The following is a 14,721-nucleotide window of genomic DNA, read 5'->3' on the forward strand; positions in this document are numbered from 1 at the left end:
CCTGAAAGTAAGTCGGAGTCCAAACGAGGGCATCATTGGTAAGGACGCGATTGGAAAACCGCGAGACATCTCGGTGTTGGAAACCGGCGTTCTTAAAAGATTCACGCAGTGCGCCGAAGCCGTTTAAACTCTGCGTCCCGCTGCGACCCGATGAATCCCCGTACTTTGTCGACAAGCCGCCGCAACCGATTGCCGTGATGCTCAGTACCGACAACAGCAGTATTAACGGATTTTGCGAATTGCAAACTTTGACATTGCGTTGAGATCTCGTTGGCATCATGCCGCCACCTCGTGATGCGATTGGACTTTACGCTCAAGCGTTTCGTTTTGATTCCAAAGATCACGAAATTCAGAATCGATGATCTGTTGGCGTCCAAAATAGGAGCGTTCAAATGCGGTGGTGGTTTCCTTCAATAGCGAGCCAAGCTCTGCATCGGCCGCACGACATTCGCGTACGTATTTGCCGTTGGTTTTGCCGCGGTTCAGCCGGATTAGTGACGAACGATCCAGCAACAATAGTTGATGGGCGAACAACAAGATGACGGCTTGGTCGTATTGTCCCAGACTCATCAGCCGTGCCGCTTCGCTGCGAAGATTGACGTCAGTGCGTCGTAATTCCGCAGGCAGGTGTTTCATTCGCTCGATCGTTTGTTCGTCCGGACCAGCTTGTTCATCCGTCGCTGCGGATTTGGACGAAGCGTTCAAGTCGATGTCGGCTTTGGACAATGCATAGATCAACGTACCCACAAGCCCGGCGACAATTGCGGCTAATAACATCCAGGCAAACAGGTTGCCGAGCGTTAGATCGGTTCCAAACAAACCGTTCGTTGTCGTCGCCGTAGGGGTGGTCGGAGCAGCGGGAGTCGATTTTTTGGCGACCTGTTTTGCTTTGGGTAGCCAGCGACTATCGCGATGTTCGGTATCATCTAAGCTGGTTTGCACCCTAACCGGTACAATTTTTCGTTCGTCGGGGTCGAACCAAACCGTCGACGGCAACACGTTTTCCGAGAACGATGATTGCGTCTTGTCGTTGGCGTCTTGGGCGCATGCTCGATGGCCCATTTGGCAAAACAAGCATGCCAATACCAGCAACATCGCGATGTGAAAAAGCGGGTGACGGGTTCGCATCATGACGCCCCCGGCCCGTTTGGAACTACCGGATCGTTTTGTACAACCGAACTGTCTTGAACAATCTGGGCCGTGGGTGGGGACACCGCGGCTGATGGATCTTCCACTGCGGAACCCCGGACCGATGAGCTCGCTGTTGCGCGGGCGGCGACAGGGTGTTTATGTTGCGGGCGAACCGCCAATCCCGCCTCTTCACCAAACTGCCGCATTGCTTCGGCGCGAATCGCCAACTCCACTTCCCAGCCCTCCAGCCGAATTCGGGTATCCAGATAGTTCAGCAATCGCATCACCACGCTGACGCCCGCCACCAACCACAACGACGCAGGAAACATCACGGTCAAGAAGAACAAATCCCAATCAGGATTTCCGGTCGCGATCACGCGAACGAAGAGCATCGAACACAACACACTCATAAAGATCCAAAACAGGATAAATGATGACGCCAAGAATCGGCCCGCCAAATCACTCGACATTGGTTGATGCAGTGCCTTGCTGCGACGAGACACCGTAATGTCGGTCGCCGTTTGACTGCGGAGCGGACATTGTTCAAGCAACAAGATTTCGGGCAAAAAAGGGCGATTGCTACGTACCAAGGTTGCCGCCGCCAAAATGCAAATTGGAATCATGCCATCCCAAAACCAATCCGCTGGTTGCCCCAGGCGAAATAAACAAATTGCCATCGCCGGAATCGCCCAGCGGGCCACGCCAATTGCCCATAACCAACGCCAGAAATATTGTTTGGCATCGCTGAAAACGCTGGTCCACGTAGGACGGCTTTCAAAGACGGCTTGGCCAAGATAGATCGTCGTGGCGACGCCCGCCGCTGGTGTTTGCAACACCACTAACAGCGCCATCCACGCGGCGTAACGCCAAATTTCCGCGACCGCGTCGGGATCGTCGGCACCATAGTCCGATTCGGTGATCGGGATCCAATACAGCAGCAGCGAATTGAGCAATGCCCACGGAGCCGCGCCGGCAAAAAAGCCAATCCCAATTGCCGATGGGTAGCGGCGCAGCATGACTAAGGATAAATCGCCAATCTCGGACAACGTCCGGCGGCGGACAACCACATGGGTGCGATCAAGTTGCATGCGTCACCTGCCCCACCGAACTTGAACCACCTGCGTCGGAATCGCTTGTCGTCGACTCGTATCGCGGCGAATGTGATCCGCGTGATCGTGTGGGCCACGGGAACCCAAGAATCACAAAGTAAAAACTAATCAAACCCGATGACATGACCGCCCAGGCAGCTTTAAAGATGAACGGCAGCGGGCTGGGAGACAAGAATCCTTCGGTAAATGCCGCCAATACAAACATCGATGCGGCAGCGGCCATCACCGGAATCGCTCGGATCGCACTGGCGCGTAGCGAATCGATTCGGTTCAGCCCGCCGGTGCGAAACCATCCGACACCAAGCCGCAACCCGGCCGCAGCGGACAGTGCGATCGCGGTCAATTCGAATGGTCCATGCGCTGTGACAAACTGAAAAAAATTCTCGCCCCCGGTGACATCGGGTCTCGCCATATAGCCAAACGCGACGCCCAACACGACGGCGTTGTAGGCCAGTTTGAAAACACAGGGAATGATCAAGATCCCAGAGGCAAAACAGGTTAATCCGATGCCAGTGTTGTGATTGATGTAAAAGCCTGCCATCGACACATAATGGTCGAGTGACCCATTCAGTTTTTGTTCGTACATCGACTCGAGATCCTCGAGTTGGCTTTCGCCCATCACCGCATTGGCAAATCCAGGGAACTGTTCTTCGCTATAACCCATGTACATGGCGAGTGTAAAAAGTCCGAAGAACAGAATCGTGGCCACTCGTACGCACGAATCGGCAAAGATTTGCCGTGGCGCTTCGTAGAACAAGACGTCAATCCAAGTGGACGGTTCAAATTGGTTCGCCCGATAGAGTTGGTTGTGTGCTCGAGCGACCAATTGATGCAGATAGGTCACCGTATTGGGCGGCAATTGGTAGGCATCGGCCAACGCCAAATCGGCACAGGCGGCACGGTATAGCGTCGAAAATCGGGCGATACCTTGAGCACCGCGATGTTCGGGACCGCCCGCGCGATCGGTGCGGCCACGCGATTCCATTGCATCACACAGCGATTCCAGTTCGTTCCACTGAACGCGACGCTTGTCTAAGATTGAGGCAACATTCATGAGGGCGCCCGCATCGGTGTGGAAGGTTGGTTGCTCGCCAGGACTTGTGTTGGTTTGTTCGCATCTTTCGCCAACGGACTAAAGTCCGCCAAGTTGCCCAAATCGGGAAGTTCGCCTGATGCGTCGGCTAGAAACGTTTTGTAGTACAGCGAATACATCAGCAAGTCGGGATCGATGTCGTTGCGAAATTCAAATCGCTCGATCAATGGGATCGTCAAGTGCTTGGCGACTTCGCGTCGACGTGCCGGCGTTAGATAGTGACGCCGTTCGGCATAAATCGCCAAGGCTTTCGCCATGCTCCGCGAGACTCGGTAATCGGCGGGAATAAACGATGCCAACGCAGGTACCCGCGGGTCATCGACTTTGGCAATCGGTAGTCGCCAGCTCCGCTCGTCGACAATCACCATCGTGCCGGCCGCCAAATCACCAAGTCGTTGCATCCGACGTGTAAAGATCATCGACAACAAACAAACCATTGCGGTGGGGATGATAAACGCCGGTGGAGCGTCTTCGGCACCGAGACTTGATAGCGGGGCGACAGGCAAAAAGTCTGCGATCCGCAATAGGTTGCGGATCAATGCTCGTTTGCCCGTGATCGGACGCCCTTCGATATCGATGACGCGGATTCCGGTGGCCCATTTGCCGACCGTCCGACCGTTGAAATAGGTTTCCAGCGTGGCTCCGTAAAACCAGCTGACCACAAAATTCAAGATCAACGCACCGGCACCGATGAACGGACCAAAAAATTGCAAATCCAGGATTGCGCCCGTGATCAGCATCAGCACAACGACGCCGATGATAATTAGCCAGCGGATCGCGACGTCGATCAAATAGGCAGGCAATCGGCGAAACGGCCCCGCCAACTGGTAGTTAAAGGCGATGTTTTCCGGTGTCACTACCGCGATCGTCGTGTCGAGTGCAGCAGGGACGCTCATGCGGGGGCTGGGGGCTCAAAAAAAGAATTCGAAATGTGCAATTCCGCTCAGCAACCATTATCGCGTGTAGCCCCCTCGTCGTGCAACCATGGCGGTGTCCGAATCGTGAGAGGATCTCTACGATTTTTGCGATCCCCCCACGTTTAGCCCGTTCGATAGATTACGGCAGTGCGACTTGCGAATGATGGCTAAGGTACGAAAACAAATCGCGGATTTCACGCTGCGAAAGCGTGTCGAGTAACCCTTCGGGCATCGGCGATTTTTCGGTTACCTTTTGCATCTCCACTTCGTCACGGGGGATTGTCATTTGTTCGGTCGCGGTATGGATTGTCAGGGTTTGATCGGATTGGTCGGTCAACAACCCGTTGATCACGCGGCCATCATCGAGCAACACAATCGTCATCCGATAGTTCTTGTCCACCACCGAACTAGGGTCGATGATGTTGGACAACAAGTAATCGAGGTTGCTGCGGTTGCCACCCGAGAGATCGGGGCCAACCTGGCCTCCTTCGCCATACAAACGGTGACAATTTTGGCAATGTTTCTGAAACAGAGCCCGGCCAGCACTGCGATTCGCACTGGACAACACGTCGGACGTCAATTCGGTTTTCAGTTTCTCGATCAACTGCTGTTTCTCTTCCGACGATTCACGGACCTCGCCCCAGACTTCGCCGATCCGCTGATTCAGCGCCGCGTCGCCGAGGCTTTGAATTTGCCGAACATGAAACGCCGATAAATCTTGACGAGGAATCTTTCCCTTTCCAATCGCTTCCAACAGCTCGCTGGCGAACGATTTTCGCGACGACAGCAGCGATACAATTTGAGGTTTGTCAGGGCCACGGAATCGGTTGTACCTCGACACCAGCGTGACGGCAACTTTGGGGTCGTCAAAGGTTGCCAAGCCTTTCGCCGCCAACACGTTCATGCGTGCATCGTTGATCAATTTTTCGCAGACCGGTCTCAGGTCCTTGCTCTGGCTTTGGATCAACGTTTCAAGTGCAGCCAATCGTGTTTCGAAAGCGATCGGAATGCTTGAATCATTCACCGAATTGCCGAGTGCAATTTGTTTGACTTCGTCCATCGCACGGCCATCGCCGAACACCACGCTTAATTCGCGAATCCACGGGCGAAGTTCATCGTGGTCGATACGAACGACTTGGTCCCACGACATGGGCCGGTCGGCGGAAGCCCAGCCGCGAAGCCCGTCACTGACACCGCGCAAAACGGCAAGCTGAAAACGCCGGTCGTTGCTGTTGGCTACTTTCGCTAACAATGTGTCAATCGCGGCGGGCGATCGCGTGATCTCCTCGGCCAAACAACGAGCGATCAATTGAGTCAAGCGAGGTTGTTGGCTTGTCGATGCCACCGCGACTAGATCGGTGTGGTGTGCTTGTCCAAGTGGCATCACGCCGTACCAGGTCATCAGTGGGATGTTGTGATCGTCGGCATCTTCGATTCGCATCGCCAACGGTTTGGCCAACGATGCGCGATATTGCAGTGGCAATCGCTGCAGTGTTGATGCGAGAGCTAAGCGGACTGCGGCAGAGGGATCTTGGCTCGCCATCGTAGCAAAACGCGAGATCAATGCTTGGGAAGATTCTGTGACTGTCGCCGGCAAGCTCGACTTCCAACTCGCGCCCATCACATCATCAAGCGGCCAAGTCTCGCTGAGCAAGCGAATTGCCCAGACACGAACATATTCCGACGGGTGGTCCAGCAACGCGGTCAAGTCGTCGGGTGTCGTCTCGCCACACGCATGCAGCGTCAACAGCGACTGAACCGCGGTCGATTCGCGGGTGTCGCTGGCGGAAAAAATCTCGTGTAGTCGCTTCGTCGCTGTGCTGATGTCTTGGCCCGCATTAGCGCGGCCGATCAATACCATGCGGGCTTGGCGTCGTTGCCAGCGATTGCCTGGCAAGTGAGCGTTGGCCAAATCGGTTTGCGACCACTGTGCCACGTCGGTGGATGCCGGTTTCGTTTTCGCAGGGGCTGGATCGCCGTAGCTAATTTTGTAAACGCGACCGCTTTCGCGATGGACTCCGGTGTGTTCGTGGCATTCACCGGTATCGCTCCAATCGATGGCAAACACGTTGCCATCCGGACCGGTGCTCAGGTCCATGCCGCGGAACCAGGGATCTTTGGCCAGCATCATATCGGGTTCGTGTCGCAGCACGTAACCGCTGCCGTGTCGCTCGATCCGCTCTTGGTTGGCACGTCGGCCGTGAAAGTTAAAGGTTAGCAGTTTGCCAACGTAGGCGTCCGGCCATTGATCGCCTTGATAGATCAAAGTGCCGCAATGCGCATGACCGCCGCCGAAATCATTCGCTGCGCCATCGCGTGACTTGGTCCAACTTTGCCCAGTATCGAAATGCCAGTGATCGGCATGCATTTCGATCATCTCGTAAGCACGTCGATTCGGGTCGAGCGTGAACGGACGCGGGAAATGGGCACCCGGAATCATATGCCACAGATGGCCGTTGACGGTGTTACAGAAAAACATCTCGCCAACGTCGTTCCAGTCGTGTCCCCAAGGATTGGTCGTGCCCGCCGTCAAGACTTCGACGATTTTATGTTTCGGGTGATAACGCCAAATGCCGCCTTCGAGTGCCGGTCGTTGATCGCGTGGAGTTGACGGTTTACCGATGCGTCCGGGGCACGAACCGCCGCAGCGACCGTACAGCCAACCATCGGGACCGAAACGGATCCCGTTGGCAAAGTTGTGATAGTTTTGCTTTGCCACATCAAATCCGTCCAACACGACCTCGCCCGGCCCATCGGGCACGTCATCGCCATCAGCGTCAGGAATGAAGATCAGTTTCGGAGGACACATCAACCACACGCCTCCGTGACCAACTTCGATTCCGGTCAACATCTGCACGTTGTCGGTGAACACGGTGCGGCGGATGCGATTCGCGGTGGATTTTTTGCTCGAATCGTCCTGGTTGGCTGGATCTAAGATGACAACACGGTCGCGCAAATCCAGTTGGAAACGTTGTTGGCGTTCGGCGTAGGTAAAGTTCTCTGCGATCCACAAACGTCCGCGTGAATCCCAAGTCATCGCAATCGGGTTCATGACGTCAGGTTCGGACGCAACCGCCGTCACCCGAAACCCGTCGGGGACCGTGAACGTCGACGCTGCTTCAGCAGCGGTCATCACCGGAGCGTCGGCGAGTGGTTCCGTATTGAATAGCGGAGGAAACTCGGCGTTGGCAACGGAGGACACCAGCAGAAGTATCCCGAGCAACAAAGTGCGATGCATCAGCCAGTTTCCTCGTACAGCAGCGGTAACGTCGTAGTGGTTTCGATTTGTTAGTGAAGCGAGCCGTTCGGTATCTCACGATACAACTGCCGCCTCGAAACCAACTTGGTTGGCAGAGAGGTGATTGCGGGATCGTCTCAAGGATAAATATAGAAATCCTATGTGAAGTCCGAACGTCACGGCTCACGCATTCTAATCGATCACCGAGGCGGGTTTGGGTTTAGGCGCGTTCGGATCGGGTGGGTTTTTCGGTGGTGGCGGCGGCGGACCGAGCCGGATGCCGCCGTTGATGTGAGTCGTATAGACCCAGTCGGCGGGCTGCGGTTCCCAACCCGCAAGCACTCCTTCGTCGCTGAACAGCCCCCGCGCGGCCACGTAGACATCAAAGCTGTCCGGCAACACATGGAAACGACCGTAGTACTTTGTTGTGTCGAGTCGGCTGAGCACATCACGGCGGATTTTGGAGCGTGGATTCAGAATCGCAGACTCGTTTGCACCGCGTCCTTCGCGAGGGATCAAGCGAATTCGCGGCCATTTATTGGATTGGACGAAGTACTCGACGTCAAAAAATTCGTCCTGGTCCTTCAACTTTTCGTAAACCGCAGTGAACTTTTCGGGATCGATGCCAGCGACGGGATCGCGATCCAAACCGCCGCGTTGAATGATGGCCTTGGCCATTAATTCGGCTTGCTTGCGAAAGAATTCGGCATTCACCGGATAGACCAAATTGTCAACACAGATAAACGTGGCCTCTTTCGTCCCCGGCGGTGCCGGTCGAGGGTTCGGGATACTGACTTGGATGTCCGGGGGCGCTTGCCGCCGAGGAGTCTTGTCGAGGATCGCTTCCAGTTCCGCTTTGCGCTCCAGCGACGTTGCGATTAACGTCTGCATCTTCTCGCGTTGCGCTTTTGTATTGGCAATCTCGGCAGCATTCTTTTCTGCCATTTCGCGGTCCGCTTGGATCTTCATGGCAAATTCGTTCATTTGCTTTTTGCGATCCTCGATGTTTTTCTTACGTCGGGCCAGCAATTCTTTGCTCTTTCGCAACTCTTCTCGCTGAGCATCGGCATCGATATCCAAGGGATCGACAAGCATTCGATTCAGCTCGAAGGCTTCCTGCTTTTTCTGCAGCAGTTTCTTTTGCAGCTCTTCGACCTGAGCTTCGTCGACCGTGGATTCTTCGGTGACCCGTGTCACGACCTCCGCGACACTCATTTGCGTCACAATCAAGACAAGCACCAAAATGCCGACGACGTTGGTCATCGTATCAAGCAGCGAATCCAAGCCGCCATCTTCATCGTCATTGCTGGGTTGGCGTTTCATTTTTCCCCCTTTGGCTTCGTCGATGTTGCAAACGCAGACAAGTCGATTCGCCCCTTGCCGACAACCGGAATTTTACCGTTGCGGATTCCACGACTGTCACACATTTTCTTGGCTGCACGATAGACCGACAATCCATCGCTGCGGACTAAAAACACGATCGTGTCATCTTTCCCGTTAAGTGCGGTTTCCAATAACGCGACAAAGTCCGCGTCCTTTGCCATTTCGCTTGCGCGAATTCGTTTGGGCGGCTGTAAGTGATGCATCACGATTGCCCCTTCGCTGCATTCAACAAAATGCGGCACGAAGTTCAATCCACTGCCTTGCGGCAAAACGGTCACATTGGACTCGGATGCGTCGGCCCGCTCAGCCGCTTCTCGCTCGAGCTGTGCCAGCTCTTCTTGCAATGCATCGAGTTCCGCTTTCATCTCGCTGGCGGTTTCTCGTTCTTTCTCGCTGAGGGTCGGGATCACGATTTTGACTTTTTCCTGCTCTTCCAGCTGCTTTTCGATCTCCTCCTGCTCTTTCAGCAGTTCCTCGAGCTGCTCGAGCGTGATGTTGAGAAGCTTCTTTTCTTCACGCAGTTGCAAGCCGGTTGAATTGGAGACTTCGATTTCACGCCGCAGTTCCTCGACCTCTTCGAGTGTTTCGTCGAGTTCTTTTTTTGTTTTTTCAAATTGCTCGATCTGAGCAATATCGGGCGTATCGGTTTGCGCGAGCGCAAGGGTGGCAATCATCATCGTCAGCACTCCAATCACGCTGGCGATGATGCTGAGAAACGGAAACAGCGAGATGTCGTCGTCAGAGGTTTTCGGTCGGCGTGCCATGATTAACCTCGCCCACGTGTCCGCGACTTTTTACTGAACCATCCGTTGCGGCTTGGCTCGGGCTGCGCCGCGACTTGCTGGACGACGACTTGTTGGTCGCCAAGTCGCTCAAGTACTCCACTTAAACTAGCCAGCCCCGTTTGTACGCCCGACAAATGGTTCGTCAACGATGTGTTGGTGTTCGAGAACGTTTCGTTGACCTGAGACTGCAGAGTGGTGGTTTGCTCGGCAAGCGAAGTTAGAGTTTGCTGGATCTTGTCTGCCGCATTTGCCATCTGGTCCAATTGGGCCTGTAAGCGAGCCTGTTGGTCAAGCTGCTGCTCGTGCAGCACGTTGACATGTTTTTGTTGTTGTTCTTCGATTCGCTTGTTGACTTTGTCCCAGCCCGCTGAGACTTGGTCGGTTAAATGGGTGCCAATGGTATCGAGCTTCGAGAGCCACTGTTCCATCTCGGCATGATGCGTCCCCAGGGCTTGTTCGACGGCTTGTCGGAAAATATCGGATTCACCGCCGCTTGCACCACGTTCGGCGCCTCCTTCGCGTCCGTCGTTGAGCCGACGCAATAGATTTTCGTTGCAATACTCGTCAACGTTGGTGATCACATCCTCTTCGCTTTTCTGCAGCGCCGAAGCGGGAATCTTCACAAGCATACTCATGATCAACGCCAGCAGCGTTGTGTCGAACGCGGTGCCGAGTCCGCCGAAGACGTCTTGCAGTGCCGCCTTCATCGCGTCCATGCTGCCGCCACCACTGAGGCTGGAGGCCAAACTGGCGACTGCCGAACTGACCCCCATGACTGTCCCGATGAACCCAAGGATCGGCAACGACCAGATGAACACTTTCAGGATCGTATAGCTGCCGGCGACGTTATTGGCATCGATCGCCGATTGTGATTCCATCATCGTGACGGTTTCAGCGGCACTTTTGCGAACGCGAAAATGTTCGATCCCGCGGACCACGCGGTTGACCAGAAACGTATCGCTGCTGGCACCGGGCAGCTCGTTGATGTGCAGGATAAATCGGTCGATGGACCCAACGGTGATCTCGGGCGAAACCTCTGTTGGCAACACGTCCAACAGCATCGCATCCTTCTGCTTTTTCAAATTTAGCCATTTCAGCCCCAAGATGGCCAGCGCCCAGAACATTAGCAGCGTCGTCGGAAACGGGACCGGTCCCCGTTCCCAAAACAGTTGTCCGAACGCACTATCGCGGATTGGATAGGTCACGCCATACCACAGCAACGCGACGCCTCCGCCAATTAGAAAGCTGAGCACCAAGCTGACGTCGCTGCTGGCTGAATCGCTGCTCGAGCTGAACCAGCTCTTTTCACGGCGGCGCCGTTTGACAGCTTTCTTTGCCGGCGCCGTCGTGGCCGCCGCGGTGGTTTGGATCGCGGGGGTAACTGCGCCTGCTCGGTCGGTGCCGCTGTCGGTCGCAGCGGCCGCTTTTGCACGCGGTTTGCCGGATGCCGGCGTCTCGCTGACTTGAATGCCTGGGAATGCAGGTTCAGGTTCCGGCGGAGCGGTTTCGGGAATTCGCACCGTCGCTCGGCAGTAAGGGCACGCGCGACTTTTGCCCGCCAGACTCTCGGATACCTTTAACGATTTATTGCAGCCAGGACAGGAGATCTTGAAAAAGGACATTCGTATTTCGCAGAAGCAGTGGGGGGACGCAGAGGTGGGAGAAGCAACGAGAAAGGCGTCATCATGTTATAAACAGACGCCGATGAGGAATCAAAAAGATAGCAGCTTGCAAAGCCGGCAATCTTGATTGTAAGCCGGAAATATTGTCTCGTCCGACAATATTCAACGTATTCCACCGCCGGTTCGTACCCGCTGGGTAATGCAGATTCTAATGAAATACGTGGCGTCGACGCCAAATGTCGCGGCGACGCCGCATGGGGGGCATGGTGGATGCGTTCGCCGTTTGGGGCAGTGAAGCGACCACACTTCGCAGCGAAAAATCGCCACGGTGAGCCGCGGGTCGTAAAACACCAGGGCGTGCGTGGGACCCGGCCGCTGACGAGAACGTCCGGCTTAGGCCAGAGGCCGATACATCCTCTGCCGTGGCCGTAAGGCCACGGGATGTAGCGAATGAGCTGCAAAGGCCGGAGGCCGACACAATGACTGAGTAAATGTGTCGGCCTCCAGCCTTAAAAAAAGAACGAATGCGAGTTGTTAGAGTCACCCTAAGCCGGACGTTCTCTGACGCGCCGCGGCTCAATGAATCAACAAGCCGCCGCTGTAGATTGCTAGGCGGGCCACCCATTTGGGCGGCAGTGACGGTCCGATTGTGTGGTTGAACCTACCCGACCAAATCCAAAATCCGTCGCATTTCGGCGACCGCGTCACGCATTCCCACCATCACGGCGCGGCTGACGATCGAGTGACCGATGTTCAATTCGATCATGTTCTCGATGGCGGCGACGGGACGGACGTTAGCGTAGTTCAGACCGTGACCTGCGTGCAGTCGCATTCCCAATTCGGATGTTTTTTTGCCCGCTGCTTTCAAACGGTCGAGTTCTTGAGTTTGCTGCGCCCCCCGGGCCAATGCATACGGTCCGGTATGCAGTTCGACGGCATCCACGCCGAGGTCCGCGGACGCTTGGACTTGTTCCAAATCAGGGTCGATAAACAGGCTGGTTAGGATACCCTCGGCTTTCAATTTTTCGATGGCGTCTCGAATGCGACCTTTGTCATCAACAACATTTAATCCTCCTTCGGTCGTGACCTCTTCACGGCTTTCGGGGACCAACAGGGCCCATGTTGGTTTGACTCGGCATGCGATTGCGACCACTTCGTCGGTACAGGCAATCTCGAGATTGGTTTTCACGGTCACAGTTTGCATCAGCACTTCGACGTCACGTTCTTGGATGTGACGACGGTCTTCACGCAAATGGAAAGTGATCCCGTCGGCGCCTCCTTGCTCTGCGAGCGCCGCTGCGATTACAGGATCAGGTTCATACGTACGCCGCGCTTGGCGAACGGTTGCAACATGGTCAATATTGACGCCGAGTTCAATCATTTTGTTTGAAGTGATCGTTGAAAGGGTGATAAGAACCGTGGCAAGCGAGCGCCAAAACGGCTAAATCTAAAATGGGAATTGTGAATGTATGCTCAGATACAATCGATCAGCTCGCGTCGTAACCAGCGAATTTCTTCAGAGATGTCTGCGGCGAGACTGCGTTTTCGCATCGCGTCCGGCAGCACGCTCCAGGCATACGTTTCGACTTCGAGGTGTCCGGTAAAATCAATCGACGTATCGCTGCTGAGCAAGGTTCGCAGGCAGTCTCGCACTTCATCCTGGCTGGTCGTTAAATGTCCAAATCGCTCCAGGAAAATGGGAACATGAAAATGAACAACCCATCGTTTGTCGCCACATGCGGGATCACTTGAACCGCGGGCACGCGAAATCAGCGTGGGCAGATCCTCGGTCAATTCAAATTGGTTGTCTCCGGTGATTCGCCCGGTTTGATGCAAATAGCGATCCTCAGCAAACTTGCTCAACTGCTCAATCGCTTCTTGCCGGCGTCCGAGCGACATGGCGTCCCACTCTGCGACGATCGCGCTGCTGACTTGCACCTTTCCGATCGTAATGCCTGCGGTTGCATAACGCTGTAGCACATCGGCTTGCGATTCCATCATGACTGCGGCATGGCACACGTCGTGACAAACGGTGATGTGACGACGGTGCATGGGTTTGTCGAGGTGTTTGTCAAACCAATCGACAATATCTTGACTTGTGTCCAAGATACATCCAGGTTCGGGCTCGATCGCCACGACGATACGACGGCCCGTTTGTTCCTCGAGCGCCGCCAAGAACTCAGCCAATTGACGTAGGTTTTGTGCCGCCGTTTCAAGACGTTCCGGTGTGGCTTTGTCCGATGCCCATCCAATCGGCAACGTGCTGATGGATCCCACCTTCTGTTCTTGCGGCAGCAGCTCAGTCAGGATGACGGCGAGTTGTTTGGTGTAGGTCAATCGACTCGTTTCCCACCATGTCGGTTCGTAGACGCGATGCTTGACAACGTCTTGGTGGAAATTGTCATAAGGGAATCCGTTGATCGTGAACGCTTCGAGTCGGTGCTCGTCGAGGAATTGACGCAGTGGTTTCGTACCGCCTTCGAAGCACTCGGTGGCGGCTTGTGCTGGCAACCACAATCCCACGCCAAGCGGCGTGTCGATTGGCAGGCTCGATTGCACCGATACGGCGTGCTGAAGCAAATTTTTGCGAATGGCCGGCAAATCCATGCCTGCATGCACATTGGTGCAATAACCGACGGTAAAACTCATCAATCTCTCCTCACTGAATAATTCAACAGATCCTCAGACCACCGCCGTTACCCGCGTGTGTCGGTGGTCGACACGATGCAGCGGTGCGTTTGCTGGCAATGCTTTGATCTCGCAGCGATGCCGCATTCCATCACGGATTCGGTCACGTTTTAGCTGCTTGGGGGGCTATTGACGATGGGTTGTAGCCCAAGCCTCAGCCGATCTTTCTCGGGAATCAAGCGATTCAACAGCAGGGCCGCATCGCGATTGCTGGTTTCCAGTTCGCGATAGGCCGCTTGCAACTGTGTCCGGACCTCGCCAAGTCGCCGCGAATCATTCAACTGTTCGAGCGTCAAACAACGCTGTGCCAATGCCAAGGTGCGGTAAAGCCGATCGATCCTGGGGTCTGCGCTCAGCCGCTCTAACACCGCGTCCGCTTGCTTCCACTGCTTTTCGCTCATCATAAAGCGAGCTAGTTGCAGCATGCTTTTCGCGTAATAATTAGTATTCGTCGAATTGGCATCGGGCGGGAAGTTCTCGGAAACGGCCAACCAGCCGGCTTCGTCATTACGGGTCAGCGCGACAAGGTATTGTTCCTGGACCGAATTGGTTTGCGGTACCTGATCCGGACGCAATAAACGGCCGATACTTTTTGCAGGCTGCGACAACATCGCAGCGGTCGCGGCGCCGGTGCAAAGTAGCGGCAGCAAGATCACGGCGGCATAGCGTCGTAGACGCTGATTGCGACGGCGGCGTGCGTCGTCGGTAACACGTTGCAGACGAATGGTCGCGGCCGCCGTTCCGACCGTCGCGCC

The 14,721-nt window shown here is 55.1% G+C and carries 10 protein-coding genes and 2 pseudogenes; all 12 read right to left on the reverse strand.

Features of this window, described 5'->3' with window-relative positions:
• Positions 1–277 (reverse strand): annotated as a pseudogene (locus RMSM_RS42945) (hypothetical protein); the annotation flags it as partial.
• Positions 277–1,131, reverse strand: a complete 855-nt coding sequence (locus tag RMSM_RS22635) for a hypothetical protein (protein WP_008701877.1) — start codon at positions 1,129–1,131, stop codon at positions 277–279. The gene RMSM_RS22635 and the pseudogene RMSM_RS42945, both read right to left, overlap by 1 nt.
• Positions 1,128–2,219, reverse strand: a complete 1,092-nt coding sequence (locus RMSM_RS22640; protein WP_008701879.1) for a hypothetical protein — start codon at positions 2,217–2,219, stop codon at positions 1,128–1,130. The genes RMSM_RS22635 and RMSM_RS22640 overlap by 4 nt, the downstream gene beginning before the upstream one ends.
• Positions 2,209–3,294: a stage II sporulation protein M gene (locus RMSM_RS22645; protein ID WP_008701881.1), complete on the reverse strand. Its 1,086-nt coding sequence runs from the start codon at positions 3,292–3,294 to the stop codon at positions 2,209–2,211. The genes RMSM_RS22640 and RMSM_RS22645 overlap by 11 nt, the downstream gene beginning before the upstream one ends.
• Positions 3,291–4,229 carry an RDD family protein gene (locus tag RMSM_RS22650; protein ID WP_008701883.1) on the reverse strand — a complete coding sequence of 313 codons (939 nt, stop codon included), beginning with the start codon at positions 4,227–4,229 and terminating at the stop codon, positions 3,291–3,293. The genes RMSM_RS22645 and RMSM_RS22650 overlap by 4 nt, the downstream gene beginning before the upstream one ends.
• Before the next feature lie 160 nt (positions 4,230–4,389).
• On the reverse strand, positions 4,390–7,488 hold the full coding sequence (locus RMSM_RS22655) for a PVC-type heme-binding CxxCH protein (protein WP_008701884.1): 3,099 nt from the start codon (positions 7,486–7,488) through the stop codon (positions 4,390–4,392).
• 192 nt (positions 7,489–7,680) lie between these two features.
• Positions 7,681–8,811, reverse strand: a complete 1,131-nt coding sequence (locus tag RMSM_RS22660; RefSeq protein ID WP_008701886.1) for a DUF4200 domain-containing protein — start codon at positions 8,809–8,811, stop codon at positions 7,681–7,683.
• On the reverse strand, positions 8,808–9,635 hold the full coding sequence (locus tag RMSM_RS22665) for a hypothetical protein (RefSeq protein WP_008701887.1): 828 nt from the start codon (positions 9,633–9,635) through the stop codon (positions 8,808–8,810). The genes RMSM_RS22660 and RMSM_RS22665 overlap by 4 nt, the downstream gene beginning before the upstream one ends.
• Positions 9,636–9,637: 2 nt before the next feature.
• Entirely contained in the window at positions 9,638–11,278 is a 1,641-nt protein-coding gene (locus tag RMSM_RS22670; RefSeq protein WP_008701889.1) for a MotA/TolQ/ExbB proton channel family protein, read from the reverse strand.
• Between the two features lie 661 nt (positions 11,279–11,939).
• Entirely contained in the window at positions 11,940–12,659 is a 720-nt protein-coding gene (locus RMSM_RS22675; RefSeq protein WP_008701890.1) for a pyridoxine 5'-phosphate synthase, read from the reverse strand.
• Positions 12,660–12,751: 92 nt separating this feature from the next.
• On the reverse strand, positions 12,752–13,927 hold the full coding sequence (gene eboE / locus RMSM_RS22680; RefSeq protein WP_008701892.1) for a metabolite traffic protein EboE: 1,176 nt from the start codon (positions 13,925–13,927) through the stop codon (positions 12,752–12,754).
• A 149-nt stretch (positions 13,928–14,076) separates the two neighbouring features.
• Positions 14,077–14,721: pseudogene (locus tag RMSM_RS41215) on the reverse strand (hypothetical protein); the annotation flags it as partial.

This window comes from Rhodopirellula maiorica SM1, assembly GCF_000346295.1.
GTDB classification, from domain to species: Bacteria; Planctomycetota; Planctomycetia; order Pirellulales; family Pirellulaceae; genus Novipirellula; species Novipirellula maiorica.

What these genes read in the sequence shown, in the direction of transcription:
- RMSM_RS22660 (WP_008701886.1), bottom strand. Translation starts at nt 8,811, where the DNA reads ATGAAACGCCAACCCAGCAATGACGATGAAGATGGCGGCTTGGATTCG.
- eboE (WP_008701892.1), bottom strand. Translation starts at nt 13,927, where the DNA reads ATGAGTTTTACCGTCGGTTATTGCACCAATGTGCATGCAGGCATGGAT.
- RMSM_RS22635 (WP_008701877.1), bottom strand. Translation starts at nt 1,131, where the DNA reads ATGATGCGAACCCGTCACCCGCTTTTTCACATCGCGATGTTGCTGGTA.
- RMSM_RS22655 (WP_008701884.1), bottom strand. Translation starts at nt 7,488, where the DNA reads ATGCATCGCACTTTGTTGCTCGGGATACTTCTGCTGGTGTCCTCCGTT.
- RMSM_RS22640 (WP_008701879.1), bottom strand. Translation starts at nt 2,219, where the DNA reads ATGCAACTTGATCGCACCCATGTGGTTGTCCGCCGCCGGACGTTGTCC.
- RMSM_RS22650 (WP_008701883.1), bottom strand. Translation starts at nt 4,229, where the DNA reads ATGAGCGTCCCTGCTGCACTCGACACGACGATCGCGGTAGTGACACCG.
- RMSM_RS22665 (WP_008701887.1), bottom strand. Translation starts at nt 9,635, where the DNA reads ATGGCACGCCGACCGAAAACCTCTGACGACGACATCTCGCTGTTTCCG.
- RMSM_RS22645 (WP_008701881.1), bottom strand. Translation starts at nt 3,294, where the DNA reads ATGAATGTTGCCTCAATCTTAGACAAGCGTCGCGTTCAGTGGAACGAA.
- RMSM_RS22670 (WP_008701889.1), bottom strand. Translation starts at nt 11,278, where the DNA reads ATGTCCTTTTTCAAGATCTCCTGTCCTGGCTGCAATAAATCGTTAAAG.
- RMSM_RS22675 (WP_008701890.1), bottom strand. Translation starts at nt 12,659, where the DNA reads ATGATTGAACTCGGCGTCAATATTGACCATGTTGCAACCGTTCGCCAA.